This is a genomic window from Rhodococcus sp. B7740 (assembly GCF_000954115.1).
GTDB lineage: Bacteria > Actinomycetota > Actinomycetes > Mycobacteriales > Mycobacteriaceae > Rhodococcoides.
In genome coordinates this window covers 2994572-3018261 of the sequence record NZ_CP010797.1, presented here as the reverse complement: position 1 = coordinate 3018261, position 23690 = coordinate 2994572, and the positions used below count along the sequence as shown (strand labels likewise).

The 23690-nt window shown below is 65.2% G+C and carries 23 protein-coding genes; 13 read left to right on the top strand and 10 right to left on the bottom strand.

What is annotated here, in order from left to right; all coding sequences use genetic code 11:
• Positions 1-5: 5 nt before the first annotated feature.
• A complete protein-coding gene (locus NY08_RS13850; RefSeq protein WP_052683807.1) occupies positions 6-1100 on the bottom strand; it encodes a ferredoxin--NADP reductase in 1095 nt (364 codons plus the stop codon).
• A gap of 107 nt (positions 1101-1207) precedes the next feature.
• On the opposite strand from NY08_RS13850, the gene NY08_RS13845 reads away from it, so the two are divergent.
• The 7 genes from NY08_RS13845 (at position 1208) to NY08_RS13815 (ending at position 7291) form a co-directional block, all read left to right on the top strand.
• Positions 1208-2215, top strand: a complete 1008-nt coding sequence (locus NY08_RS13845) for an alpha/beta hydrolase (RefSeq protein ID WP_327205141.1) — start codon at positions 1208-1210, stop codon at positions 2213-2215.
• The gene (locus NY08_RS13840) at positions 2212-3090 is read left to right on the top strand and encodes an SDR family NAD(P)-dependent oxidoreductase (RefSeq protein ID WP_045196922.1); all 879 of its coding nucleotides are present in this window, start codon (positions 2212-2214) and stop codon (positions 3088-3090) included. The genes NY08_RS13845 and NY08_RS13840 overlap by 4 nt, the downstream gene beginning before the upstream one ends.
• 1 nt (position 3091) lies before the next feature.
• Complete coding sequence (locus NY08_RS13835; RefSeq protein WP_032396109.1) at positions 3092-4012, top strand: hypothetical protein; 921 nt, start codon at positions 3092-3094, stop codon at positions 4010-4012.
• Positions 4009-5532, top strand: a complete 1524-nt coding sequence (locus NY08_RS13830; protein ID WP_045196921.1) for a flavin-containing monooxygenase — start codon at positions 4009-4011, stop codon at positions 5530-5532. Before NY08_RS13835 ends, NY08_RS13830 begins: the two co-directional genes overlap by 4 nt.
• 112 nt (positions 5533-5644) lie before the next feature.
• Entirely contained in the window at positions 5645-6379 is a 735-nt protein-coding gene (locus tag NY08_RS13825; protein WP_045200403.1) for a MerR family transcriptional regulator, read from the top strand.
• Between the two features lie 79 nt (positions 6380-6458).
• Complete coding sequence (locus NY08_RS13820) at positions 6459-6665, top strand: hypothetical protein (protein WP_032396107.1); 207 nt, start codon at positions 6459-6461, stop codon at positions 6663-6665.
• 50 nt (positions 6666-6715) lie between these two features.
• On the top strand, positions 6716-7291 hold the full coding sequence (locus NY08_RS13815; RefSeq protein ID WP_045196918.1) for a YdcF family protein: 576 nt from the start codon (positions 6716-6718) through the stop codon (positions 7289-7291).
• A gap of 10 nt (positions 7292-7301) precedes the next feature.
• On the opposite strand, the gene NY08_RS13810 is transcribed toward NY08_RS13815, so the two are convergent.
• Both NY08_RS13810 and NY08_RS13805 read right to left on the bottom strand, forming a co-directional pair.
• Positions 7302-7667, bottom strand: a complete 366-nt coding sequence (locus NY08_RS13810; protein WP_045196916.1) for a CrcB family protein — start codon at positions 7665-7667, stop codon at positions 7302-7304.
• On the bottom strand, positions 7664-8080 hold the full coding sequence (locus NY08_RS13805; RefSeq protein ID WP_045196914.1) for a fluoride efflux transporter FluC: 417 nt from the start codon (positions 8078-8080) through the stop codon (positions 7664-7666). Before NY08_RS13805 ends, NY08_RS13810 begins: the two co-directional genes overlap by 4 nt.
• 80 nt (positions 8081-8160) lie before the next feature.
• Between NY08_RS13805 and NY08_RS13800 the strand changes: the two genes are divergently transcribed.
• The 3 genes from NY08_RS13800 to NY08_RS13790 are packed head-to-tail and all read left to right on the top strand — an operon-like array spanning position 8161 to position 10837.
• Positions 8161-8541, top strand: a complete 381-nt coding sequence (locus tag NY08_RS13800) for an STAS domain-containing protein (RefSeq protein WP_371828371.1) — start codon at positions 8161-8163, stop codon at positions 8539-8541.
• A gap of 21 nt (positions 8542-8562) precedes the next feature.
• Positions 8563-9018, top strand: a complete 456-nt coding sequence (locus tag NY08_RS13795; protein WP_052683806.1) for an ATP-binding protein — start codon at positions 8563-8565, stop codon at positions 9016-9018.
• Between the two features lie 31 nt (positions 9019-9049).
• Entirely contained in the window at positions 9050-10837 is a 1788-nt protein-coding gene (locus NY08_RS13790) for an ABC transporter ATP-binding protein (RefSeq protein WP_045196912.1), read from the top strand.
• A gap of 17 nt (positions 10838-10854) precedes the next feature.
• Here the strand turns inward: NY08_RS13790 and NY08_RS13785 are convergent, their stop codons facing one another.
• Together NY08_RS13785 and NY08_RS13780 are read right to left on the bottom strand one after the other, a co-directional pair.
• Positions 10855-11235 (bottom strand): hypothetical protein, encoded by a 381-nt coding sequence (locus tag NY08_RS13785; protein WP_032396102.1) that lies wholly within the window; start codon positions 11233-11235, stop codon positions 10855-10857.
• Positions 11236-11325: 90 nt separating this feature from the next.
• The gene (locus NY08_RS13780) at positions 11326-11835 is read right to left on the bottom strand and encodes an arsenate reductase/protein-tyrosine-phosphatase family protein (RefSeq protein WP_045196910.1); all 510 of its coding nucleotides are present in this window, start codon (positions 11833-11835) and stop codon (positions 11326-11328) included.
• Positions 11836-11978: 143 nt separating this feature from the next.
• Here NY08_RS13780 and NY08_RS13775 point away from each other — a divergent pair, with 143 nt between their 5' ends.
• Positions 11979-13337, top strand: a complete 1359-nt coding sequence (locus NY08_RS13775) for an Hsp70 family protein (RefSeq protein ID WP_045196908.1) — start codon at positions 11979-11981, stop codon at positions 13335-13337.
• A 22-nt stretch (positions 13338-13359) separates the two neighbouring features.
• Here the strand turns inward: NY08_RS13775 and NY08_RS13770 are convergent, their stop codons facing one another.
• On the bottom strand, positions 13360-14298 hold the full coding sequence (locus NY08_RS13770; RefSeq protein WP_045196906.1) for an endonuclease/exonuclease/phosphatase family protein: 939 nt from the start codon (positions 14296-14298) through the stop codon (positions 13360-13362).
• 358 nt (positions 14299-14656) lie between these two features.
• Here NY08_RS13770 and NY08_RS13765 point away from each other — a divergent pair, with 358 nt between their 5' ends.
• Positions 14657-15661: a DUF1839 family protein gene (locus NY08_RS13765; RefSeq protein ID WP_045196904.1), complete on the top strand. Its 1005-nt coding sequence runs from the start codon at positions 14657-14659 to the stop codon at positions 15659-15661.
• Positions 15658-18078, top strand: coding sequence for a glycoside hydrolase family 2 protein (locus tag NY08_RS13760; RefSeq protein ID WP_045196902.1), 2421 nt, complete (start codon positions 15658-15660; stop codon positions 18076-18078). The genes NY08_RS13765 and NY08_RS13760 overlap by 4 nt, the downstream gene beginning before the upstream one ends.
• Positions 18079-18120: 42 nt before the next feature.
• Here the strand turns inward: NY08_RS13760 and NY08_RS13755 are convergent, their stop codons facing one another.
• From NY08_RS13755 to NY08_RS13740, 4 genes are all read right to left on the bottom strand, one after another.
• Positions 18121-19083: a glycosyltransferase family 2 protein gene (locus NY08_RS13755; protein WP_045196901.1), complete on the bottom strand. Its 963-nt coding sequence runs from the start codon at positions 19081-19083 to the stop codon at positions 18121-18123.
• A complete protein-coding gene (locus NY08_RS13750; RefSeq protein WP_082073801.1) occupies positions 19080-19937 on the bottom strand; it encodes a glycosyltransferase family 2 protein in 858 nt (285 codons plus the stop codon). The genes NY08_RS13755 and NY08_RS13750 overlap by 4 nt, the downstream gene beginning before the upstream one ends.
• A gap of 214 nt (positions 19938-20151) precedes the next feature.
• Complete coding sequence (locus tag NY08_RS13745) at positions 20152-22404, bottom strand: hypothetical protein (protein ID WP_052683805.1); 2253 nt, start codon at positions 22402-22404, stop codon at positions 20152-20154.
• On the bottom strand, positions 22385-23671 hold the full coding sequence (locus tag NY08_RS13740) for a glycosyltransferase family 2 protein (RefSeq protein WP_235386898.1): 1287 nt from the start codon (positions 23669-23671) through the stop codon (positions 22385-22387). Before NY08_RS13740 ends, NY08_RS13745 begins: the two co-directional genes overlap by 20 nt.
• Positions 23672-23690: the final 19 nt, after the last annotated feature.

Below are 23690 nucleotides of genomic sequence, written 5' to 3'. Positions count from 1 at the left end.
CGGCATCAGCGGTCGAACACCGCGCGAACCGTCGTCGAATCGGGCACGGACTGGCACGCCAATCGGACGCCGTGCTGGAGTTCGTACTCGTCGAGAGTCTCGTTCGCGAGCATGGTCACGGTGCCCTCGGTGAGCGTGTAGGCACACCCGCCGCAGGTTCCTTCGCGGCACACGTACGGCGGATCGAGACCGAGTTCGAGGAGGCGGTCGAGCAGCTTCGTGTCCGCATTCCAGGTGAACTCGGTGTCCATTCCGTCGATCTCGACCCGAGCGGTGACGGAGTTCGCATCGGTTCGGTGGGGCAACTCGGTGTCGGCGGTCCGAAACGGATTGGACTCGAAGGAGGAGAACACCTCTCGATGGGTTCTGTGCGCGGTCGTGCCGGTAAGGGTGAGCCATTCCTCGGCGACGTTCATGTACTGCGCAGGCCCGCACAGGAACGCCTCGCATTCGTCGGGAACTGTCGCGTCCATCGACGCCAGTCCGACAGCGGTGGGTAGCCCCGAATCCGAGGTGTACCAATGGTGAATGTCGAGACGATCGGGAAAGCGAGACCGTAGTTCGGTCAGCTGCTCCCCGAAGATCACCGAGTCACGGTTCTGGTTGGCGTAGACGAGGGTGATCCGATTGTCGTGCTCGAACAGGGCGGTCTTGACGATCGACATGATCGGGGTGATCCCGCTGCCTGCGGCCATGAGGACGAAATCCACGTCCCAGCTCTCGGGTCCGAACATACCCGACGGTTTCAGCGCTCTCAGTCGCATCCCGCGAACGGCGTTGTCGTGCAACCAGTGTGACGCCACTCCGCCCTGGATGCGCTTCACTGTCACGGTGGGGAGCGGGTCACGGACGGGGGAGCTCGAGAAGGAGTAGCAGCGGGCCACCGAACCGCCGTCGGTGCACGGAATCTCGAGGGTGAGAAATTGACCCGGCTCGTACCGAAACCGGTCTTCGTGGTCCTCGGGCACCCTGAAACCGAGAGAGATCGCATCGTCGATTTCGTAGGTCACCTCGGCGATCTCCACCTCGAAGATCCTGTCCTCGGGACCGATGGCAGAGGTATCGAGATCCGCCGATGGTGAGCTCTCGAAAATCGTCACGTGTGCTCGCTCTCCTTGCGTACATGGTGTCGGCCGTCACTGTTCCACACTTCACCACCAATTAATAGGCCATTGACAAATGGCGAATAGAGGGTGACAGTGATCACGTGACCTCGATCATCGACGACGATCATCTGCCGCACGGCGTATCGCGATCAGGCTGCAGGCGAACACGTCTCGCTGCCGTGACGACTCGGCTGCTTCTGCGCCCGGTGACGAACCTGCTCCCGACCTCCCGCGGCGGCATCGAGTTCTCTCGACGCCTCGTCGCCACCTCGATGAACCTGTTCGGTCCTGTGCCGAAGGGAACGACGGTGGACCTGGTGGCCGACGGCTCGGTGCGCGGCGAATGGGTGCGAGCGCCCGGCCGAACGCCAGGGCAGCGAGTGATCCTCTACATCCACGGCAGTGCCTACGTCATCTGCTCGGCGCGGACGCATCGTGGCCTGACCGCGAGGCTGTCCAGGTCCACCGGCCTGCCGGTGTTCACGGTGGACTATCGGCTCGCCCCGGAACACCCGTTTCCCGCGGCGGCCGACGACCTCGAAGCCGCGTACCGCTGGCTGCTGAGTCAGGGGTACGACGCTGCGAACATCGTCATCGCCGGGGACTCGGCCGGTGGACACCTGGCCGCAGACCTGCTGATCGAGAACGACCGGACCGGCACGCCGCAACCGGGAGCGATGGTGCTGTTCTCGCCGCTGATCGATCTCGATTTCGAGCTCTCGGCCCGGATGGAGCGCTTACGGAAGGACCCGATGATCTCGGCGAAGGCGGCGCGAGGACTGGTCTCGCTCTACACGGACGGCCACGACGCGAGCCTCCCCCGACTACGGCTCGATCTCGGCCGTGTGCGAGAGCTGCCACCGACGCTGATCCAAGTGGGCGGAGCCGAGATGCTGCGGGGCGATGCGCGGCATCTGCACTCGATGATCGACCAGGCAGGAGGCAGCAGCGAACTCGAAATCTGGCCCGATCAGATGCACGTGTTCCAGGCCCTCCCACGGCTGATACCCGAGGCCGAACATGCGCTCGAGCGTGCAGCCCAGTTCGTCACCAGGGCACTCGACAGTCAAGTCGGACAACATGATTCGAAGGAACAGGTGAGCAGATGAGGACCAAGGCCGGAAGACCCTCGTACGGGTCGAGAGCGGTGGTGACCGGCGCGGGCAGCGGCATCGGCCGTGCGTTCGCGCTCGAACTGGCTCGTCGCGGAGGAGCCGTCATGTGCGCCGACATCTCGCTGCCGCGAGCGCAGGAGACCGTCGCGATGGTGAACGCTCTCGGCGGCACCGGATACGCCGTCGAATGCGATGTGTCGATTCGCGAGAACGTCGAGGAGCTGGCGCTGCGGGCCGGCATCGAATTCGACGGGCCCACCACGGTGGTCATCAACAACGCAGGCGTCGGAATCGGCGGAAAGCCGGTCGGCAGCATCGGTTTCGAGGACTGGAACTGGGCTCTGGGAATCAACCTCTGGGGTGTGATCCACGGCTGCGAGGTGTTCACCCCTGGACTGCGTGCCGCCGGTGAGGGCGGAATCATCAACGTCGCGTCCGCGGCAGGCTTTGCCGCTGCGCCGCTGATGGGTCCGTACAACGTCGGCAAGGCCGCAGTGATGAGCCTGTCGGAAACGATGGCGGCGGAGCTGTCGGGTACCGGTGTACGGGTGTCGGTTCTGTGCCCGACGTTCGTCAAGACCAACGTGGCCGTCGACGGCCGAATCACCGCCGGCTCGTCGCGGCTGGCCGAGTTCGCGATGCGCTGGACCGGACGGTCTCCCGACAAGATCGCTGCCCGAACCCTCGACGCCTTCGACCGGGGTCGGCTCTACGTCGTGCCCCAGTTCGACGCCAAGGCAGTCTGGCGATTCAAGAGACTGCTGCCCGCGGTCTACGTGCGTTTTCTCGGGTTGCTCAATCGTGTGATGCCCGCCGAGCAGCAGCAGGCGAAGAACGAATCTTTCACCTCGACGACCACAGGAGCCTGACATGGCAATGGATTTCGAAGACATGTTGACCAAGATCAAGGACCGTCAGTGGGCCTTGGCGGACATCGACTGGGACGGCCCCGGCGCCGAGACCATCGGTCCCGAGCTGCACGCCAAACTCAAGCCCTTCATGTCGGATCTGATGTGGATCGAGAACGTGGGCGCTCGTGGTTTCGCGGCGATGGCGCTCAAGGCTCCGAACGAGACGCTGGCGGAGATCTATCGCTACTTCCACGCCGAGGAGCAGAAGCACGCCAACGCCGAGCTCGCTCTCATGCGTCGTTGGGGCATGCTCGACGGCGACGAGATGCCCGAGCCCAACATCAACGTCAAGCTCGTGATCGACTGGCTCGACAAGCATTCCGACGGACTGTCGCTGGCTGTGCTGGGCACCGTCATACCGATGCTCGAGGTGGCGCTGGACGGCGCGCTGGTGAAATTCATCATGGACGAGATCGAGGATCCGGTCTGTCAGGCGGTCTTCAAGAAGATCAACTCCGACGAATCACGCCACCTGGCAGTCGATTTCGCGGTCATCGAACTGCTCGGTCATTCGCGGATGCGCAAGATCTTGGTCGACACCGTCGGGGCGTGGATGAACCCCGCCCTCATCGTCGGCACCCTGCGGTACATCCCGCTGCTGAACAAGATGCGCGACAACATCGTCGAGATGGGCGTCGACGAGGAGCGGCTGTACACCGCGATGAAGCGATTCAAGAGTGTCGGGGAACGCAGCCCGGTGGCCTTGCGGGTACCGATGTATCGCATCGTGCAGTGGCACGGCAGCATCGTGATCAACCGCAAGCACCCGTACCACGTCCTGGCGGACGGGCTGGTGAAGCTCACTCGCCGATACCCGAGCAGGACACTCAATTCCGAGCCGACCTGGGCCAAGGAACTGACGTACGAGCCCGTCGCATGAGCGAGTTCGACGTGCGCGAAGCCGTACTCGACGCGGTGATCGTCGGTGCAGGTTTCGCCGGAATCGGCTCCGCCATCCGACTGCGCAGCAGAGGTATCGAGAACTTCGTCATCCTCGAACGCGGCAGCGCCGTCGGCGGAACCTGGCGCGACAACACCTATCCGGGCGCGGCGTGCGACATCCCGTCCCGGTTGTACTCGTACAGTTTTGCGCCCAATCCGAACTGGTCGCACACCTACTCCGGTAGTAGCGAGATTCTCGACTACATCCACACGATGGTCGACGAGTTCGACATCGAGTCGCGTATTCGATTCGGGCACAACGTCGTCGACATCATCTGGAACGAGGCGTCCGGGCACTGGCACCTGAGCATCGACGGGCATGCCGATGTTCGGGCACGCACCGTGGTCATGGCGTCGGGGCCGCTCGCCAACGCCAGCCTGCCGAACATCCGCGGAATCGACACCTACGAGGGGCGCAAGATTCACAGTGCTCGGTGGGATCACGACTACGACTTCGCGGGTAAGAAGATCGCCGTCGTCGGAACCGGAGCGAGCGCCGTGCAGATCGTTCCCGAACTGGTGAAGATCGCCGATACGGTCAAGGTGTTCCAGCGCACCCCCGGGTGGACGCTGCCCCGAGTCAATCGGAGAACGCGGAACAGCACGCAGCGTCTGTACGCGCGGTTCCCGCAGGCCCAGACCCTGGCCCGGTCGCTGTGGTTCTGGGGTCACGAATCCGTCGCACTCGGTGTCGTGTGGAAGACCCCGTTGACACGCATCGTCGAAACGGTCGGGCGAGCCCATCTGCGCCGTCAGGTTCGCGATCCCTGGCTGAGGCGGCAGCTGACACCTCGCTTCCGGGCCGGCTGCAAGCGACTGCTGATGACCAGCGACTACTACCCGGCGCTGCAGAAGCCGAACTGCACGCTGGTGACCTGGCCGATCGCGACGCTCTCGCCCAAGGGAATTCGGACCGTGGAAGGAATCGAGCACCAATTCGACGCGATCGTGTTCGCCACCGGATTCGACGTCTCGAATACCGGGACTCCCATACCGATCACCGGACGCGACGGTCGGGTGCTGGCCGACGAGTGGAGCGCAGGGGCCAAGGCGTACAAGAGTATTGCGGTATCGGGCTATCCGAACATGTACTTCACGTTCGGTCCCAACTCCGGCCCGGGGCACAGTTCGGCGCTGGTGTACATGGAGGCGCAGATCGATTACCTCGTCGAGGCGATCTCTCTCGTGCTCGAGGGAAATCTGCACAGCGCCGATGTACGCCAGGACGTCCAGGATGCGTACAACGAGGACATGCAGCGCAAACTCGCCAAGACGACCTGGAATTCCGGTTGCAGCAGTTGGTATCTCACCGAGGACGGCTTCAACGCCACCATGTTCCCCGGCTTCGCCACCCAGTACGTCGATCAACTCCGCCACGTCGAGCAGGACGACTTCACCATCGTTCCGCGCCGCGTCGACGTGCCGCTCGAACCGGCACGGGCCGTCGTCCGGTCGTGAATTGCTCCGGAGCAAGCCCGTCGACGTGCTGACGTTCGGACTGCGATCCTCCTTCCGCCGCGTTGTCGACGTATATCCTGTGGGTCGACGCGCGGCGGAGGTAGGGAGCTCGGTGGAGTATCGAATCGACGACTTGGCCCGAGAGGCCAAGACGACCACTCGCAACGTGCGGGCGTACCAGGAACGCGGTCTGCTGCCGCCGCCCACGCTCCGAGGACGAGTCGGCATCTACAACGACGATCACCTGACGCGACTGAAAGTGATCGACTCGCTGCTCCAGCGGGGTTTCACCTCGGCGCACATCGCGGATTTCCTCTCGGGCTGGGAGCAGGGCAAGGACCTGGAAGAGATACTGGGCCTGCAGGAAATCGTGACTCGCAAGTGGTCGTCGGCCGAGACCACGATCATTCCCGTCGAACTGATCGCGCAATTTCTCGGCGAGGACAACGACGACATCGTTGCCCGACTGATCGAAGCGAAACTGATCAGAATCGACGGGGACCAATGCGAGATTCTCGACCCCACCCTCCTCGAGGTGTTCGTCGATCTGAGCCAGTACGGCTTCACCCTGGAACAACTGCTCGACCAACACGAACGAACCGCCTCGAAGATGAACGCCATCGCCGAGTCGATGGTGGGCAGCGTGACCGACCACTTGATCAACCAACACGGTCCCGGCTGGCTCCCCAAATCGGGGGAGGTGGCCGAGACGACCGAGATGTTCGAGAAGATGCGCGCACTGGCGATGAAATCGGCACAGGCAGAACTCGCCCGCGCCCTCGATCGCGTCCAGGAACAGGCACTGAGCGACTACCTGTCGCAGACGTTGGCCAGGCAGAACGACTAGGCACAGTTTGAAGACTGCGACAATCGGACATACCTGGCTCCCGACAGCCGAACGGCGGCTGACCGCCTAAGGGGGCACCATGAGGTTCGTAACACTGATCGTTCTCGTCTGGTTGATCATCGGCGCATTCGCGTCGTACCAGCGTGGAGATTTCGAGAGCGCACCGGAGAACTGCGCGGGCGCAGGCACCATCGCCCTGACCGTCGTCGCAGGCCCGCTCAACTACTTCGGTATCAACCCCGAGGTGACCGACTGCAACGTCACGGTTCCGCAGCCGAGTGAGTGATGTGAGTCGCTGACCGCGCGCCCGCGGAGCGCCTTCCCTAACCTGGGGAGGTGTTCCGCGGACGCCTGCTGCTGTTTCTCGCCTTCGCGATCCCTGTTGTCCTGGTGTCCGCGATCGGTGTCGGCGGATACGTCACGTTCACCAAGGCTCGCGTCGATCCGCTGACCACGGCCGACGCGATCGTCGTACTGGGCGGTGAACACGACGGCCGCGAGGCCTACGGAATCTCGCTCGCCGAACAGGGTCTGGCGAAGACGGTTGTGCTCTCCGACCCCTACGGATCCGGTGACTCGACGATGAAGAAGGCGTGTGCCACATCGTCACAGAAGTTCGAGGTGCTGTGTATCCCGCCGGTGCCGTCGACCACGCGCGGAGAGGCCATGTTCACCCAGGAACTCGCCCGCGAACGCGGGTGGAACCACGTCATCGTCGTCACCTGGCGATATCACCTACCGCGCGCCCGCTACATCTTCGATCGATGCTTCGACGGCACCGTCACCATGCGTCCGACGCCACGCTCCTACGACTTCTCCCTCGTCGAATGGGAATTCACCTACCTCTATCAGATCGCCGGATTCGTCAAGGCCGGATTGCAGGGGTCGTGCGAGGACTCGACGAGCGACTGACGGATCCGAGTCAGACGATCTTGTGATAGAGCGTGATCCCGGACTTCCACGCCAGGAACCCGAACATCACCGCGGCGATACCGCCCACCACATTGGCCGCGAAGAACGTTGCAGCGCTGCGATACTGCTGATCCCGAGTGAGCCGAAGCGTGGCCAGCACCACGGTGGCCATCGGAGCCACCGAGGCCAGAAATCCGACGCCAACGAGCGAACGAAACCGGTCCGGTGGATCGAGCGCGAACACCAGTCCCAAGGTCGCGCACGCCACCAGATTCAGTGCGGACAACCGTCGCCGAGACCTGATCGCGTGCGAGAACACGAACTGCCCGAGCGCAGCGAGTCCGCCTCCGGCGGCCACCAGGAGCATCGTCGTCATCGAGCGCTGCCCGTCCTCGGCCTCGTGATCGCCGCGCCGAATGCCATCGCGACGAGCGCCACCACCGGTGTGGCCAGCAGATAGACAACCGAATTCCATGCACCACGATGCGTGACGGCGTGGAATGCGTACAGACCGAACGTGGTGAACCCGCACGCCAGCCCGAACACTGTTGCACGGGCAACCGGAGCCGGTCGGCCCCACAGATACCCCAACGCCGCACCGACGACGAGGCATCCGAACACGTTCACACCGAACGTGCTCACCAGCAGCCACCTCGGCGATGCCCGCCACGTCCAGACCTCGTACCGCAACGCCGCACCGAACGCGCCGCCGACCGTGACCGCGACGTATTCGCCGGCCGAACGACGACGAGATTCGCGACGGTTCGCGCTGTGCAGTCCCTCGATCACCGAAGCGAGCCTAACGGGAGTCGGGTCGGTCGGCCGATCGGGAGAAAGTCCGCCAGGGGGAGGCGAGGTAAAGTCTTCGTGTGACTGCGGACGACATGGGCCTCGGGCCCCAGCACTTCGATGTGATCGTGGAATGGCGTGACCAGGACGTCGTTCTGGCGGTGTCCGGTGAACTGGATCTGGTGACTGCTCCCGATCTGTCCGAGTCGGTCGCTCTCGTGCTCGAGAAATCGCCGACGGCTGTGGTGATCGATCTCAGTGATGTGGGATTTCTCGCCTCCGCGGGCATGTCCCTGCTGGCGTCGACGCATCAGCAGCTCGGCGGCGAGGCCGGGTTTGCAGTGGTCGCGGACGGTCCGGCGACCGGACGGCCTCTCACTCTCGTCGGTTTGGACGAGGTGTTCGGAATCTATGCAACGGTCGACGAAGCATTCGTTGCAATTCATGCGGGTAGATCCTGAACTTTTGGGTAGACGGGATTCATGATGGCGACTCTCTTCGGAGGTGACGACTCACGTACCGACAGCTCGATCTCGACGGCAGGTGCGCGAATGGAAGAACTGCTGTTCACCGGTGAACCTGCCGATGCGGATCGAGCGTCGGAGCTTCGTCGTGAGCTCGGTGACTGGTTGGGCAATGCGGGCGTCGACCCCGATCGTGCGTACGACGTGGTGCTGGCCACGTACGAGGCGATAGCGAACAGCGTCGAGCACGCGTATCGAGACCACACCGATCGCGGGACACTCGACATTCGAGTCACATGTGCCGCGGAGGGTCGGATAGAAGTGCGGGTGACCGATCGCGGGGACTGGGCATCGCACAACTCCGATCCCAACCGCGGGCGTGGTGTGCCGCTGATGCGGGCGCTGGCCGACAGCGCCGCCGTCACCTCGGACCAGGACGGTACGACCGTGCACATGATCTGGAACGCGACCTAGACCCCACCGCCCGATCCGGCACACTGGTGCCATGGTCGACGTGCAGATCGCTACGGCAGAGAAGAAGAAGATCACGGTCCCGAATCTGCGCGTGCTGTGGCAGTTCGTTCGCCCGCACCGCCGGACTCTCTCGCTCGGCCTGACACTCGGTCTGATCGGCACCGGAGCAGCCCTGGCGACGCCGATGGTCGCCAAAGGAGTGCTCGACGGTCTCGGCACCGACTCGTCTCTGATAATGCCAGTGCTGATCCTGGTCGGTCTGCTGGTGGTGGGCTCACTGGTTCTGTATCTGCAATGGATCGTGCTGGGGGTCCTGGCCGAACGCGTGGTCCTGGACGCCCGTAAATCCATCGTGCGCAAGTACTTCGGTGCCACCGTCGGAAGTCTGGGCACCCGGCCCACCGGAGAACTCGTCACCCGGGTCACCTCCGACACCGTTCTGCTACGCGAGGCCACCTCGAATGCGTTGGTGGCAATAGTCAACAGTGTGGTCGGCCTCGTCGGCGCACTGATTCTCATGGCCGTGCTGGATCTGGTGCTGCTCGGCGCGATCGCCGTGGCCATCATTGCGATCGCGGTGCTGTTCGCTCGCCTGATGCCTCCGATCGCCGTCGCACAGCGGCAATCCCAGGAGGCAGTGGGCCGCCTCGGCGGAATTCTCGACGGCACGCTGCGGGCGATTCGGACCGTCAAGTCCAGCAGGGCCGAGGCCCGCGAATCGGAGCGAGTCATCTCCGAGGCGCGAATCTCCGCGCAGCACAGCGTCAGGGCGGTCAAGATCTCCGCGTTGGCATGGACGTTCGCCGGAGGCGGAGTGCAGTTGGCGATCATTGGAATCCTCGGCCTCGGCGGCTATCGCGTCAGTACCGGAGCGCTGGCCGTGTCCAGCCTGATCGCGTTTCTGCTGTACGCATTCCAGGTGATGGGCCCGGTGTCCACACTGGCCACGAACATCACCGCACTGCAGGCCGGTATGGCTGCGGCGGCCCGTATTCGCCAGATCGACGACCTGGTCACCGAGAAAGGGGAGACGGCTTCGAACCGGTCGGAGAAGACCCGTGCGCCCGCTCCGGCCCTCGAATTCCGCAGCGTCACAGCACGATACGCACCGGGTAGGGAGCCGGCCGTGCGCGGGATGGACCTCGAGGTGCCCGCGCGTGGACACACCGCGATCGTCGGACCGTCGGGGGCGGGCAAGACCAGCGTCTTCTCGTTGATCCTGCGCTTCCTGACGCCCGAGGCCGGCGAGATCAGGCTCGGCGGAACCCCGTACGACGAGCTGACCATCGACGAGGTACGAGCCCGGTTGTCCTACGTGGAACAGGAGACGCCGGTTCTTCCCGGCTCGATTCGAGAGAACCTGCTGTTCAGCCATCCCGAGGCCAGCGAGGCCGACATCTGGGCGGCGCTCGAATCGGTGCATCTGGACTCGGCGATCCGTGCGTTGGACGAAGGGCTGGACACCGACCTGATCGGATCGACCGTCTCCGGTGGACAGCGTCAACGAATTGCGTTGGCCAGGGCCATCGTTCGGCGTCCGGAAATTCTTCTGCTCGACGAGGCAACCGCCCAGGTCGACGGCCGCACCGAGGCGGCGATCCACGAGGTGATCCGATCGATCGCGACCGACTCGGCCGTCGTGACCATCGCGCACAGGTTGTCCACCGTGCTCGACGCCGACACGATCCTCGTGATGGAGGACGGAGTTGTCCGCGCCAGAGGCACGCACTCCGAGCTCATGAACACCGACTCGCTCTACCGAGAACTGGTGGCCGCGTTGCGAATCGGTGACAACACGGCGTTGACGAAGCCCGGCTGATGACACCAGGCCGGCGCCTAGGGCCCGGCGTCCGACTCGGGTTCCGTGGTGCTGCTCTCGTCGTCCGAATCCTCCGTCGAGGTGGTGGTCGTCGTGCGGTCCGAGGACGGGGTTCGGCGCGGACTACGCGTCGTGGTCTCGGGCCGATCCGGAGTCGTCGTCGTGGGGCGAGCGGTGGTGGGTACCGCGACCTGCCATGTGGGCGACGGCGGGACGATGACGATCGTCGAGGTCGGTGTCGTCTCGACCGAACTCAGGCTGTCCGACTTCAGAGCCGGCGGACGAACGGTCTCGCTCGAGTCGTCGAACGCACCACCGAGAGCGCCGATGGTCAAACCCACTGCGACGGCCACGCCGGCGCTCGCCACTGCTGCCGACGCGATGACCTTGTCGCGCATGCACAGACCCTAACGCCGTGGCCGGACCCGGATGGTCGGCAATGATGCGAGAACGTTACCTCAGCGAGCGGAGTGGTGAGAGGTGGACGGTCACTGGGTCGCCAACCGCAGAACATGAGGCAGCGTCTCCGCGATCAACTCCCCGGCCTGCTCGTACACCGAGTGATCACGCCGATACGGGTCGCCGATGTCGAGTGTGTCGACACGGTGCACCGCCCGTGCGTCGGCCAGGGTGGCGACGGTGCTCGCGCCCGACGCGGCAGCGAGACCGGCCGCCTCGAGCAGCGTGAAGGTGCGACGCATCTGTCGCGGTGCAAGGGCGAGAACGGCGTCTCGGTGTGCCGCCGTCATCGTCAGAACGAGGTCGGCGTCGGCAGCGATCGCAGGCGTGAGGCGTCGGGCGACGAAACCGTCCGGGTCGCCGCCGAGCTGCGTCACCACCGTCGCAGCCGTCGGGTCCATGGCATGTCCGGTCAAACCCTGCGTTCCGGCGCTGCTCGCGGTCAGCTCGAACCCGCCCTCGCGCGCGAAAGCAGCCGCAAGTCGCTCGGCTGTGGGCGATCGGCAGATGTTCCCGGTGCAGACGAACAGAACGCGCATGCCCGCAACTGTAGTGCTGTGGTCGGGTGCTGCACTGTGCACTGCGGGACGCGCTACAGTGAGCCATTGGCAGGGGGATCGAGACTCGTTCGTGACATCGAGTCTCGGCGTGTGTTCACGGGGAAGTCGACCGAAGGCGGGTAATGACCGAAGTTCTCGGCGTGTCGGTGGGAGCCAGTGCCGTGCGCATGGCTCGTCCCGACGCGCGCCCTCAGGATTCGGGTCGGCTCGACTTCCACCACGACACCGTCGACGCCTACTGGGACCGCGCGGAGGAATTGGCCGCCGAATCGATCGGCGTCGTGCTCTCGCAGCCGGGCGACGGCGGACCGGTGCAAGCGACGGGCGTCGCGTATCGAGACCAGCAGCAGTTCGGCGAGATCCAGCAGGCGATGGCGAGTCAGCGGCTCTACAACTACCGACTGGTTCCCGAGGCGCGAGCAGCGTTGCAGTACCTCGAGGCGTCGGGCGAACTGGGACACTTCGGCACCATCGCTCTCTACGATCTCGGCAGCTCCGGACTGACGATCAGTGTCATCGACCGCGGCACCGGGCAGGTCCTGCTCGCCGAGCGCACCATCGACATCAGCGGCGACGATTTCGATCGGCTCATCTCGGACAACCAGCTCGCCAAGCAGGGCGTCGACATCGCCGACAACCAGGAACTGAGCGAGTTCACCGCGCGATGCCGAGTGGCCAAGGAGCAGCTCTCGACCAGCGGCGCGGTCTGCCTGCCCGGTGACGGCGGCGTGATCCTGATCTCGCGCGAGTCGTTCGAGTCTCTGGTGACCGTTCCGATCGAGTACTCGGCACGGTTGGTCCGTGACGTGATCAGTCGGTCACCCAAGCACGTCGACGCGCTGTTCCTCATCGGCGGTGGAGCACGCATCCCGCTGGTCGAATCGATTCTCACGGCGTGGATCGGCCTCCCCGTCGTAACCCCGGCGAACCCGGAATCGGTGGCCGCACGCGGCGCGGCGCTGCTCGCGACTCCGGTGGCCGACGCACCGCGCCGACCGGGCCCGCAGCCGGGCGTTCGGCAGTCTCCGTCCGATCCCGCATCGTTGACCGGGGCTCCGGACTGGTTGAGCCCGGAGCCCGGAGCCGACAAGCCCGCCGACTCGAAGCGCAAGGTGCGCGGCGCAGTACTGGTCGCAGGCGGTCTCGTCGCAGTCGCCGCACTGGGGTTGTCCCTGGGGTACGGCGGCAGCTCCACGGAGCCGACGAGTGCACCGACCGAGACGACCGCACCCGCCACTGCGGAGCCCACGACGCCGAGGACCACCGTGCCGCCCACCACCGCAGCACCCACCACCACCGTGCCGCCGACCACCGAGGCAGCTCAGGCTCCGGCTCGGACGTACTCCGAGCCGGAATACGTGCCGCCCGCCGCGCCTGCTCCAGCGCCGGCCCCGGCTCCGCTGATCCCCGGCCTGCCGCAGATCCAGTTGCCGCAGATCCAGCTTCCGCCCGCACCGGTGATCGAGTTGCCCCGCTTCTAGCCGGTGCCGGCGGCCGCCCAGTTCAGGGCAGCTGCAACTCCGCGAGAACGGCCAGGTGATCGCTGTCCGGGATCGCCAACGGCTCGACCGACCGGGCGCGGACGTTCTCACTCGTCACCACATGGTCCAGGCGCGCGAGCGGACGCTCCGACGGGAACGTGCGGAACAGGCCGGCACCCGCCCCGTCTGCCGCGTCGGAGAACGGGGACGATGCCAGCGTGCGGAACTGCCGGTGGTCGTTGGTGGCGTTGAAATCGCCGGCGACCAGCACAGTGCCCTGGTAGGTGTCCATGATCGACCGCATCCGGGCCAGGTCGGCATCCCACTCGGTGGTGTGGCGCGGTGTGGCAGGAGACATGGCGTGGAAGGACACGACGGTCAGCTCCTGCCCGTCGACGGTGGTTCTCGCCTGCACCGGTACGAATCCGAAGTTGTCGAGGCGGGTGCCGTCGGTCAGCGGGGTGCGGCTCCACAGTCCGGTGCCATCGGCGACCGGGAGCGCAGCGGTGAAGGAGAACGGCAGAAGGTCGTCGATGCCCGCGGCCTGTAGATCGGTGACCTCTTCCGGGGTCAGTTCCTGGACAGCGAGAATGTCGACATCGTTGCTGCGCACCGCGTCGACGATGGACGCGGCGTCGGCGTCACCGTGCGCCACGTTGATCGTCAGGACCGACAGTTCCGGTCCGGTGTTGTCCGGGCCGTCCGCGAGGAACATCGGCACCTGAACCCCGACCACCGCGATGGTCACCAGTACTGCGACGGCCGATCCGATACGCGAGCGCGCCGCGGCGAACAACAGCACGGCGACGATCGAAGCGATACCGAGATACGGAGCGCCGACGACGAAGGCAACGAAAGTGATCTCCGTCACACCTATCTGGCGAACGAGGAACATTCCGACTACGGCTGCGAGCAGAGCCCAGCCGATGACCAGCGCGGCGCTGGTTGCAAAACGGCGCATCGCGCGTGTGCCTCCTCATGCGAACCCGAGTTGGGCGTGGATGTGTCAGGTGTTGTCTACACTCGGCATGTGCCCAGCTCAGAGCCATTGTGTAAGTGCCATCACGAACAAGCTGCGCACCAGCATTACCGGCGCGGAACCGACTGCTCGCTCTGTGATTGCCCCCGGTATCGGGGTCAGGAATCACTGCTGTCGAGGTGGTGGCCGCGCAGGTAGTTCGTCCGGGCAAAAACAATCCTACCGTCCGATCGAGTGCGAAGAACAAACCGATTCGTTAGAATTAGGGGCCTGGATACAGGCAATACGGACAAATGCGGCTCGGGGACCGTCCGACATTCGATCCGGTAGGAGAGGCTTCATGTCGAACGATGCAGTGCTGGACAGGCTCGGGACCAGCCTTCGAGTCCTGGAACTCGACCCCATCAGTTACCGACCGCACCCGATACACAATCACGACCGCATCTGGACCGAAACCAACTGTTACGTCGACCTGTGGATCGAAGTTCTGCATTCGTTCTGTGCCGATCCGACCCCCGCTCTCGCTTTCGTGCTGAGCGCCGGATGCGACGGGCGACAGTGGGACTTCGTGAAGATCGCGCCCGAGGACCTACGCACCCTGTACGGCATCGGTGTCGCCGAGATGAACGTGTGGCGCCCGGTGCTCGAGCACGTCGTCGAAGGCCTGGAAGACGGCATCCACGTCACCGTCGAGGTCGACGGCTTCTGGCTGCCCGACACCGCAGGGACCAGCTACCGCAATCAGCACACCAAGACCACCATCGTGCCGAACCTCATCGATCGCGACGCCAAGGTGATGGGGTACTTCCACAATCGGGGCTACTTCGAGCTCACCGGGGCCGATTTCGACGGCATCTTCAATCTCGCTCCGGAACCGCACGCCGAGGTGCTGCTGCCGTACGTCGAGCAGATCAAAGTGGACGCCGCGGTTCTCGACGCCGGTTTCGGTGACCGTGACCTCGATGTCGCTCGCGCACACCTGGTGCGCCGCGCTCCGGGTAACCCGGTCGATGCGCTCGCCCGTCGTATCATCGCCGACATCCCGCTCGTGCAGACCGCCGGCCCCGACGCCTTCCATCTGTGGTCGTTCGGCCTGCTCCGGCAGTTCGGCGCAACGGCAGAACTCGCCGCGAACTATGTGCACTACCTCGAAGGCCGAGGCGTGGCGGGCGCCGCCGTTGCCGCTCCGCACTTTCTCGCCGCCGCCTCCGGTGCCAAGGCCGTTCAGTTCCGGATGGCACGCGCAGCACGTGGCCGGGACGTGGTGCTCGACGAGCCGCTGATCGAGATGAGCAAGAACTGGATGGCGGCCATGGACATCGTTGCGGGTGCATTGGGCACGTGATCGATCTGCTCGACGGCGTTCGGTGGCGTCTGGCCCGAACCGACGCCGGTTCCGTTCTCGACCCCCGCGACCTACGAGACGATCTCGACTGGATCGACGCGGTGGTGCCGGGCACGGTTGCCACCGCGCTCGGAAGCTCACTGGCAGTGAATCCGGACGATCACGACTGGTGGTTCGTCGCCGATGTCCCCACCGGTGACCATCGCCGGGTGCGAACGAGATTCGGTGGCATCGCAACCCGTGCCCAGATCTGGATCGACGGCGTCCACCACCGAACCGTGACGTCGATGTTCGTTCCCGAGACTCTCGATCTGACGGACTGCGGTGACACCGTCGCCATCGCCGTCCACATCGAATCGCTGAGTGCGCATCTGAAGTCTCGACGCGCACGCGGTCGCTGGCGATCGTCGATGATCGCCGCGCAAGGGCTGAGGCACGAGCGGACGACGATGCTCGGACGCGCACCCGTGTACGGGCCCCTTCCGGTACCGGTCGGACCGTGGCGCCCGGTGTCGATGTCGGTGATCCCCGACGTTCGTCGTGTCGCCCTGTCGACGGCGGTATCGGGTACGGACGGCATCGTCACACTGCGCGCCGAGCTCGATGCTCCAGGGGCGGCTCGAATCATGATCGACGACACCGTGTCCGGAGTTCACACGGTCGAACTCGGAACCGTCGAGCACATCGACCGGTCGGTGACGCTACCCGATGTCGAACTCTGGTGGCCCCACACTCACGGCCGACCGCGGACCTATCGCGTCGCGCTCGAGGTGGACGGCGTCGTGCATCCCATGGGCGTCGTCGGGTTTCGTACGGTCGACCTGGACCGCACGGCCGGCGGCGCGGTCCTGACGGTCAACGGTGAGAACGTCTTCTGTCGCGGAGGAACCTGGACCCCGCTTGACCCGGTGCGGTTGTGGTCGCCGGAGCCCGAACTGCGGGCGGCACTCGAGCAGCTCCGGTCGGCGGGCCTGAACATGGTGCGCATCGTCGGCACCCTGGTGTACGAGCAGCCCGAATTCTGGTCCCTGTGTGCGGAACTGGGCATCATGGTGTGGCAGGACGTCATGTTCGGCACCATCGACCCGCCCACCGACGACGCTTACACCGCAGCGGTCACCCGCGAGCTCGACGCGTTCGCCGACATCGTCTCGGCCAACCCTGCCCTGATGGTCGTCAGTGGCGGAAGCGAGACCCAGCAGCAACCCACGATGGTGGGACTCGCGGCCGATGATCAGCGAATGACGATGCTGGACAGCGTCGTTCCCGATTTTCTCGCCGATCGACTACCCGGAGTCGCGTACGTGACATCGAGCCCGTCCAGCGTGAGCGGAGAACTGCACACACACGTGGGCGACGGCATCGCGCACTACTTCGGCGTGGGCGGATACCTCCGGCCACTGTCCGATATCCGCACTGCCGGCGTGCGTTTCGCGGCAGAATGCCTGGCCTTCGCAGTCCCCCCGGAGCGGGCGCAGGTGGAGAAATTCTTCGGGTCCGCGGCCGTCGCCGGTCACCACCCGGACTGGAAGGCCGCCGTCCCCCGTGACCGCGGCTCGTCCTGGGATTTCGAGGACGTGCGAGATCACTACGTACGCACGATCTTCGGCGTCGACCCGCACCTGATCCGGCGGGACGACGCAGAGCTGTACCTCGATTACGGCAGAGCGGCGATCGTCGAAGCCTTCACCGAAGCGTTCGGCCATTGGCGTCGAGCATCCTCTGGGTGCGCCGGAGCCCTCGTGCTGACGCTACGAGACACCGTCCCCGGCGCAGGCTGGGGCATCGTCGACACCGCCGGTGTGCCCAAGGCTCCCTTCTACGCATTGGCGCGGGCAAGCGCCCCGGTGGCATTGCTGTTGTCCGACAACGGACTCGACGGCTATTCGGTGGAACTGGTCAACGACGGGCCGGCACGCTCGGGCAGTATCCGAGTGGTGTTGCACGCCTCCCGCGGCAGCCACGAGTACGAACGTGCGGTGCACGCCCCGGCGAACGGATCCGTCACACTGACCGTGGATTCGATCGTCGGTACCTTCACCGACGCCAACCATGCCTACCGCTTCGGCAGTCGAACCTACTCCGCCGTCACGGTCGTGTTCTCGGACGACAATGGTGTGGAGGTTGCGCGAACCACCGCGCTCGTCGGCGCGCAGAGTCGGCAGAACACGGTGGGATTGGTCGCCAGTGTCGTCGAAACGATCTCGGGGAACTGGGAACTGACCGTCCGAGCCGACTGGCCGGCGCAGTACGTCTGCGTCGACATCGACGGTTTCGAGGCGTCGGACTCGTGGTTCCACCTGGCACCGAACGAACCTCGTACCCTGACCCTCGTCGGTCGTGGCGCGAGTGCACCGCGCGGACATGTGCGCGCGCTCAACTCGGTGGAGCGGGCCTCGGTGGCACCGAGGTCGTGAGCAGAAATTCGTAGTGGGCTACGAAGTTCTGTGCACGTGCTGCTAGCGGCTCGTGCTCAGTTTGCCTCGGGCATAGCCGATTCCGGCTGCACCGACGCTTGCCACCACGGCCATCGCACCCCATGCGCGTGCCGGGTTGCCGCGCGCAGCGGCGCTGGTCTCCCGGCCGACCGCACGAGGCAGAATCTTGGCGGTGTACGCCCGCTCCGAGGACAGTGCGTCCTCGGCCCCGATCAACCGGGCGATGGCGGCCTTGGACACGCCCTCGGCGTAGCTGCGCGTGATGAGGTAGCGCGGACGAGTGCGGTCGGCACTGACCGTGTGATCGACGACGATGGAAGGATCGAACACGATCTGGGCGTCCGGATGCGTCTGGCGCAGACGGATGCACAACTCCGTCTCCTCGCAGCCGAGGGGGACACGTCCGATCCGGCCGATGCCGGAGACGAATCCGCCGAGTGCGACGACGGGCTCACGGCGGAACGACATGTTCGCGCCCATGAGATTGCGGACCTGAGCGGTTTCCGTCGGCTGCCCGCGGTAGGTGCACCCGACGACCCAATCGAGTTCGCCGGGTTCACCCACTACCTCGGCCGGTAAGAAGGCCGGACGCTTGTCCGGCCATACCGGGTATGCAGAGCCCCCAACGGCGTACACGGCATCGTCCGAGTAATGGGACAGAATGGCTCCGAGCCACTCTGTGGTGCGCGGTGAGGCGTCGTCGTCCAGAAAGACGACGATCTCACCGGTCGCGATATCGAGCGAGGTGTTGCGCGCTCCGGAGAGGCCGCGAGGGTGGTTGTTCTCCACCACGTTCACGCTCCGGTGCAGCGGCGAGAACTCGTCGCGTGCGCGTTCGGCCAGTTGCGCATTGTGATCGATGACGACGATCAGTTCGTCGGCAGGCACGTCCTGGTCGAGGACGGCCGTCACGGCGGTCCGGAGTTCGGACCATCGAGCCAACGTGTACGCGCAGATGACTACCGAGGAAGTCGGCAGACTCACGCCGTCTTCTCGCGGAGTTCGAGAACCTCGTTGTACGACTCCAGAGCCTCGAACTCGAGGTCCATGTCGGTACGGGCGTCGATCGACTCACGCAACGGACGCACGATGGACCTGCGCTTGATCCTGCGGGCACGCATGCGTTCGGTCATCAGGGTGCGCAACACCCGGAAGCCGTCCGAGAACGTGCGCAGATTGCTCTGGCCGTAGATGCGGGCCAGTTCGACGCTCGGCACTTCCTCGATGCGCACGGACGCCTCGGCGAAGCGGCAGTTGATGATGGTCTCGATCTCGAAACCGTCGCCCCAGAGCATCATGCCCTCGGCACCCGGCTGATCGACGACGGGCAGGTCGAGGACCGGCACCAGATCGCGCCAGAAAGCGTTGTAGCCGTAGCAGAGATCCGAGAAGCGAGTTCCGAAGAGCGTGTTGGCCACGAGGTGCAGGCCACCGTTGCCTGCGCGGCGCAGCGGAGTGATGTCGTGGCTCCCGCCACCCTCGCAGAACCGGCTGCCCTTGGCGAAGTCGGCACCGGCGATCAGGGCGTCGACGAAGCGCGGGATCTCGGCGGCATCGGCGGAACCGTCGGCGTCGAACATGACGATGATGTCGCCGGTAGCGGCCTCGAAGCCGCATGCGAGCGCGTTGCCCTTGCCCTTGCGGGTCTGCTTGATGATGCGAATGTCACCGCGAATCTCGCGTGCCGCGTCGATGGTGCCGTCGACGGATCCACCGTCGACCAGCACGAGCTCGTAATCGTGAGAGAGCAGGGGGAGGACGTGACGAAGGTTCGCGGCCTCGTTGAGCGTCGGGATGACGACACTGACGCGGGGATTCTGACGATTCAACATATCCATTCCACATGGGTCGAGTGCGATGGGCAGATGTCTCCGAGCTCCGTGAATCGACCCCCGCCGCATCCACAGACAGTGCCTTGACGTTCGTTCTGAAGCGTAAGAACCTGTTTCCTTTGACTGAAAGCAAGCTTAAAAGAAGCTGCTGGTTTGTCAAGCTGCAAACAAACCAACTGGAAGATTGTTTGGAGATTCACGTCATAGTTTGTGAACCGAATCAACGAGATCGGTACTGATAGACGATCGTGTCGGCGTCCTGATACCGCACCGACCACGCCGAATTGGTGGCGAGCCACTGCCGGAAACGGGCGACCGCATCGTCGGCGACGAAACCGTAGTACTGCATCGCCTCGAGCGACTGACGAGTCAGCACCATGTAGGTAGGTGTGTCGCTGATCGACGCGTTGTAGTCGATCTGGCCGAGCTTCTCGGGCGTCGGGAAGCCCTCCATGTACTCGGGGCCGAGCGCGTAGAGCGGGACGTCCCAGTATTCGTTGGCCGCGGTCAGTCGTCCGTAGTCCGACGTCGACCGGGCCGGGTAGCCCGAGGAGTACAGCATCGTGATCGCGGTTCCGTTCGGCGACTGCGCGGCCACCGCTCGGGCGTCGTCGATCTGTTCGCGATTCTCGAGGACGATCGGCCACAGGCCGAAGTAGCTCTGCAAGCCCAGTACAGCGGAGCCGATGGCCCCGGCAGTGGCGACCGCGACCGAGGTCCTGGCGGTGAGCCTGCGGGCCCGGGAGGGGCGATCCTGGGACGGCGTCCGATCGAACAGTGCCAGGAACAGGGGAACGATCAGGAGCACGCAACCGGGAATCGCATAGAGGTACACCCGGAAGATCGCCTCACCGCCGTAGCTCTGGCCGGCGAGGAGCATGATCGAGCCGAATGCCATCACCATCGGAGCCCAGAACGTCTTCTTGGTGCGCCAGGCGTAGACGGCCGAGGCGAACGCCAGCACGAACACCCCACCGGAGAGTGCGCGGCAGACCAGAGACGTGATCTGTTTGCCGAGCACACCCTCCGCCTCGACGTTGCTCGCGGCGTTCTGCACGGGATCGAACCCCTGGAAGAGTCCGTACGGTGCCACGATCGGCAGTCGCGGATACAGGTATCCCAGCAAGATGATGCCGAGCGGAATCATCAACCACCACGGCTTGGCTCGTCGCGTCACCAGCAGCACGCCGGTGACGGCCATCAGCCAGTACGGGGTCAGTTGGTGCGTGGGGACCAGTGCCGCGAACGGAACGATGGACACGTACGCCGCGGACCTGGTGAGTGTCGAGGACATCAACAGCGCCAGGAAGCCCACGGCGAGCAGTAGCGCCCACGCCTGCGGTGAGTAGTAGTCCTGGCCAACCCAGTTGATGACCTCGGCGAGCATCGCCGCCGTGATCGCTGCGCGCTTGTCGAACTTCATGACCCGTGCGAGGCCGTAGACGGCCGCCGCGAGCACCACGTGGATCAACGGCGCGAACACGTGCGCCAGGGACAGCGTGTCGTATCCGGTGACGTGCTGGAACCAGGCCGAGACGAGGAAGAAGCTGGGCCACTCGCTGTAGATGTCGACGCCGCCCGGTGCCAGTCGGTTCAGATCCAGAACGAACTCCGTGACGGCGACGTGCTTGTACGTCCAGTCGTAGATCGGAGCGGACGTGACGAGCGTGACGGTGAATCGCTGCACCACGATGGCCAGGCCGATGGCGACCACCATGGTGCGAAGCTGATGACGCCGCAACGCGATCAGGAACGCCGCCATGACCAGGACCATGCACAGCACCAGTCCGGGGCCGGTTCCGGCGGTCAACAGCCCGAACTGCGAGTACGTCGCGCGCTCGAGACCCGGCAACAGCGGCAGCCACAGGAAGAACGCCAACGCCAGAATCAGGCCGGCGACGTTGCGTCGCAACGTCTCGCGATCGGTCAGCACGAACCGCACGTGGGCGAGGGCGGACGCTCGCGACGACGGAGCGACGACCTCACGTGCCCGCGAGATCCACACCGGCAGGTCGGGACGGCCGTGCTTGCGGTACCAGAGCAGCGACGACCCGATCAGGGCCAGACACAGCCACAACGTCCACATCCGGGGCGACCAGCGGTAGCCCCACATCGCCGCCGACACCATCAGGGTCACCACCGAGATGCTCAGAATCGGCAGGGCGGCAGGAACCGCGGTGCGAGGAATACGGACCCAGGACAGGATCGCGGCCCCAGGTCCGAAGAACAGCAGGACCGTCAGAAGCACGACGCGAACCAGTGTCGGCAGCGCGATCATGGAGGTCAGACCGGACAGCGCAGCGAGAACGCTGATGTCGGCGTAGCGCAGTCGGCTACCTGCGCGCCGCCGTGTTCCTGCAGCGGAGTCGGTGGTGCCGACGGGCCAGTCGACGGTCCAATCGGACGGAACGAACAGCTTGTGCCGCAGATCCGCGATGGACCGGTATCCGGAATCAGTCGAGGACTGGGTCACGGTTCACCCCCGCCAGAGGAGTGCGTTCGCGACCTTCGCGCCTGCTGCGCCGGATGGCCGCGGGGCCTTTGGCGATGGACAGCAGTTCCATCCGGCCGATGCCGTCGGGAAGGTCGGCAGCGAGATCGTCGGGAGGGGAGGCGACCTTGCTCATCTTGGCGGACAACCGAATCGCGCTGCCGAGTCGGCGGACGGCCACCGTGGCGGCCAACACAGCCGATCTGCGGTCGGTGGCGACCGTGTACAGCCACGCGCCGAGTCCGAGTCCGTATCCGCGGGCCTGTACCGCCAACGCCTCCGAATCGGCGCGATGACGGTGCCACACGATGGCGGCGGGCTCGTAGACCAGCTTGTCGCCGGCCATCAGCACTCGGAAGAACATGTCGAGGTCCTCACCGCCGTTGGTCGGAGATCCCACTCCCAACGCCTCGTCGAATCCTCCCAGGTCGAACATCCGCCCGCGGTCGACGGCGAAATTGGCTCCGGTCCCGTACATCCCGACCTGGAACGGAAACAGCGGCACGTCGGCCGGCGGATTCTTCAGGTCGTAGACCCGAGGAGTCACCGAACTCGCCCACCCGACGCGGCGATCGAAGTACGCCTGCGCCTGAGTTCTGATCTCGCCACTGGGCACGATGCCGGACACGCACGTCACCCCATCGGCCCGCCCGAAACCGCGCGCGATGCTCCGCAACCACCTCGCATCCACGGCGACGTCGTCGTCGGTGAAGGCGACGATGTCGTGTCGCGCCGCCCGCAACCCCGTGTTCCTTGCCCTCGACAGACCCGCCGTCGGCTCAAACACGACGCGAACGCGGGGGTCGCCCAGCCCGCGAACGTACTGCTGCGTGGCATCGGTCGGGGACGCGTTGTCGACGACGACCACCTCGAAGTCGGGGTAGTCCAGAGCGGACACCGACGCGAGCGCGCCCTTCAGGTGCTCGACTCGGTCGCGGGTGCAGATCACCACGGTGATCGGCGGCAGCGTCCCATCGGGGTCGGGCAGCGCGTCGGGCATCGGAACCTGCGCGAGCGACATCGCAGCCCGCCGCACGTCGTGTGCCGCGATCGCGCCGTCGACGACATCGAGTTCGACGAAGCCGAGCGGGTCGAGTCCGCGTCGGATCAACAGTCGGGCACGGCGGTAACCATCGGAGTCGTCGAGGGCGAGAAACTCCGGAAGATCCTGCTCCAGGTCGATGTCACCGATCCACACGGCACCGTCCCATTCGGGAGCCTGGTGTCTGGGGAGCGCGGGAGGTAACACGGGGATGGTCCTTTCGGGG

Bases quoted from the DNA above. Each gene is read 5' to 3' on its own strand.
- NY08_RS13835 (WP_032396109.1), top strand. From the start codon at position 3,092: ATGGCAATGGATTTCGAAGACATGTTGACCAAGATCAAGGACCGTCAG.
- NY08_RS13820 (WP_032396107.1), top strand. From the start codon at position 6,459: ATGAGGTTCGTAACACTGATCGTTCTCGTCTGGTTGATCATCGGCGCA.
- NY08_RS13830 (WP_045196921.1), top strand. From the start codon at position 4,009: ATGAGCGAGTTCGACGTGCGCGAAGCCGTACTCGACGCGGTGATCGTC.
- NY08_RS13810 (WP_045196916.1), bottom strand. From the start codon at position 7,667: ATGACGACGATGCTCCTGGTGGCCGCCGGAGGCGGACTCGCTGCGCTC.
- NY08_RS13765 (WP_045196904.1), top strand. From the start codon at position 14,657: ATGTCGAACGATGCAGTGCTGGACAGGCTCGGGACCAGCCTTCGAGTC.
- NY08_RS13780 (WP_045196910.1), bottom strand. From the start codon at position 11,835: ATGCGCGTTCTGTTCGTCTGCACCGGGAACATCTGCCGATCGCCCACA.
- NY08_RS13795 (WP_052683806.1), top strand. From the start codon at position 8,563: ATGATGGCGACTCTCTTCGGAGGTGACGACTCACGTACCGACAGCTCG.
- NY08_RS13840 (WP_045196922.1), top strand. From the start codon at position 2,212: ATGAGGACCAAGGCCGGAAGACCCTCGTACGGGTCGAGAGCGGTGGTG.
- NY08_RS13775 (WP_045196908.1), top strand. From the start codon at position 11,979: ATGACCGAAGTTCTCGGCGTGTCGGTGGGAGCCAGTGCCGTGCGCATG.
- NY08_RS13785 (WP_032396102.1), bottom strand. From the start codon at position 11,235: ATGCGCGACAAGGTCATCGCGTCGGCAGCAGTGGCGAGCGCCGGCGTG.
- NY08_RS13770 (WP_045196906.1), bottom strand. From the start codon at position 14,298: ATGCGCCGTTTTGCAACCAGCGCCGCGCTGGTCATCGGCTGGGCTCTG.
- NY08_RS13790 (WP_045196912.1), top strand. From the start codon at position 9,050: ATGGTCGACGTGCAGATCGCTACGGCAGAGAAGAAGAAGATCACGGTC.
- NY08_RS13750 (WP_082073801.1), bottom strand. From the start codon at position 19,937: ATGGATATGTTGAATCGTCAGAATCCCCGCGTCAGTGTCGTCATCCCG.